A 2222-nucleotide genomic window follows, 5' to 3' on the forward strand; every position below is an offset into this window, starting at 1 on the left:
AGGTGCGCGTCGCCGAGTTCGGCACGCACGCGGACGATGAGGTTCTGAATCTCGGCTAGCGCCGCATCATCTGCGAAACCGCCACGCCGACGACCGGCGCCTACGCGCCGTCGTCGACAGGGCAAACTCTCAGCCGCGAGATGGGATCACCGGCGGGGGCGATCCTTTCCTCACCTCCGCGGGGGAGAGGGTGCCCGCAAACCCCTCGCACCGGCGATGTGCTCGGGCGGGTGGGTGTGGTTACGTGTGCTCATGGCGCTTCTGGCCAGACTCCGCGCTGTTCAGGCGTCCTGAGGAGGGAGGAACCCGTCGATGCCGGCCGCGACCGGGTCGGGGGCGGGCGCGAGGTACTCGGCGACGGCCCGGCGGCACCAGGCGGTCACGTTGGGGGCCCGCTTCGATCTCGCTGTCGAGCTGGACGTTCGCGATGCGCTCGGCGTCGGCCTGCGGCAGGTGCCGGGCGGTGAGGTCGTCCGGGGCATGACGGACGGCCGTGCGCTCGGGGTCCTCGGGAAGAGCGCGGCGGGCGGTGTACAGGGCGTGGGCGATGGTGGCCTGCCCCACGTCGAGGATCTGGCGGTACTTTTCCCCGCCCGCCGCCAGGCGGTCGGCCGCCCCGCTCGGCGAGCGCGTCCACCAGAGCATCCTCACGGGCGCGGCGCCCGGCCTCGATGCGTCGGCGCGTTCTTCCCAGGCGGGCTCTGGGAACCGATGGGTCAGCTCGCGACCTTCCTGGGTCCAGTCGTGCAGGTCGCGGTCGGGATGCCGGGCCCCCACGCCTCCGCCCACTCGTACGGGCCGCCGGCCCCGATGCCGAGCGGTGCGTCGCGATCGACGATGGCGCTTGGACCACGTCAATGGTGCTTGAGATCGTCGCGATCGACGCGCCCTCACGCGTGACGACCAAGTTCTCAGCCCGGCCAGCGCGGTCCGGACGGCGGCCCGGCTCACTCCCTGCGCACGGCCAGATCATGAAAAGTCGGATAGCGGCCCGACAGGACTCGCAGCACCACGCCGCGCGCCTGGCACCAGTCACGCACGGCATGGATGGCGATCAGGCCGCGGCAGAGCCGGAACGGTTCCTACACCGTGAGAGTGCCGCCGGGGTGCGCGGCGGCGGCGATCTTGGCGAACGCGGGCCGCTCCAGCGCGGGAATCTTGGAGGTGGTCGCCGGGTCCTCGAACAGCAGCACCCCTTCGGCCGGGTGGAAGCCCTCGGCGACTACCTAATCCCGACAGGCCGCCCTGCCTGTGGCTTTGGGCGATGCGGGGCAGGGAATCTTGTCGCTATTCGGCGGGGCCGGGACAGAGATCGGCCGTGTGGTGGCGTGTCGTGGCTGGACCCCGTCCGCCCGCGGGGCGTCACGGGCAGGTCGGTCAGGCGGACAGGGGTGGCTGGATCTCATCCAGGTGGTGTTCGACCCAGTCGCGTAGTTGCCGCAGCGGGACCGCTACGCTGCGGCCCAGGTCGGTCAGGGCGTATTCGACGTGCAGGGGCACGGCCGGGTAGATGGTGCGGTCGACAAATCCGCTTTCCTCCAGCCGTCGCAGCGTCTGGGTGAGCACCTTGGGACTGACGCCCTGCAGATGGCGCTGGAGTTCACCGAAGCGCTGGGGACCGTCCTCCAGGGCGCCGATGGTCAGTGCGGACCACTTGTTGGCCAGCAGGTCCAGTACCTGGCGGCAGGGACACTGTGCCGCGTAGACATCGTGGTGATCGTGCCGGCCGGTGGCACAGCTGGCGACCATGGGGCCTCTCATCTCTCGTAATTCCCATTAGGTAGTAGTAGTCCTTGCAGGTTACTACCCCCTCTTGGATAGTTTGCGGGTCGTTCGCCACGAACACCGATGCGAACGCTTCGTTCGCCATTCCGATCTTCAAGCAAGCAGGGGGAAATCATGTCCACGATGCGTGCGATCACCCAGGCCGCCTTCGGCGGTGCCGAGGTGCTGGAGGTGGTGCGGGTACCGCGTCCGGAACCGTTGCCGACCGAGGTGCTGGTGAGGGTGCACGCGGCCGGGGTCAACCCGGTCGACTGGAAGACCCGCGCCGGCGGCGGGATGGCCGGGGTGCTGGGCGAGCCGCCGTTCGTGCTGGGCTGGGACGTCTCGGGCGTGGTGGAGCAGGTCGGCTTCGGGGTGACCACCCTCCAGGCCGGTGACCCGGTGTATGGCATGCCCTGGTTCCCGCGCCCGGCCGGAGCCTACGCCGACTACGTCAC

The 2222-nt window shown here is 69.9% G+C and carries 3 protein-coding genes; 1 reads left to right on the forward strand and 2 read right to left on the reverse strand.

The window, feature by feature from the left end; all coding sequences use genetic code 11:
- Positions 1 to 240 precede the first annotated feature (240 nt).
- Both ETD86_RS53995 and ETD86_RS54000 read right to left on the reverse strand, forming a co-directional pair.
- A complete protein-coding gene (locus ETD86_RS53995) occupies positions 241 to 777 on the reverse strand; it encodes a hypothetical protein (RefSeq protein ID WP_138674331.1) in 537 nt (178 codons plus the stop codon).
- 600 nt (positions 778 to 1377) lie between these two features.
- Positions 1378 to 1749 (reverse strand): winged helix-turn-helix transcriptional regulator, encoded by a 372-nt coding sequence (locus ETD86_RS54000; RefSeq protein WP_138674332.1) that lies wholly within the window; start codon positions 1747 to 1749, stop codon positions 1378 to 1380.
- Positions 1750 to 1899: 150 nt separating this feature from the next.
- Here ETD86_RS54000 and ETD86_RS54005 point away from each other — a divergent pair.
- The coding region (locus tag ETD86_RS54005; RefSeq protein ID WP_170223811.1) for an alcohol dehydrogenase catalytic domain-containing protein at positions 1900 to 2222 on the forward strand (323 nt) is incomplete at its 3' end.

Source organism: Nonomuraea turkmeniaca, from assembly GCF_005889735.1.
Classification (GTDB): domain Bacteria; phylum Actinomycetota; class Actinomycetes; order Streptosporangiales; family Streptosporangiaceae; genus Nonomuraea; species Nonomuraea turkmeniaca.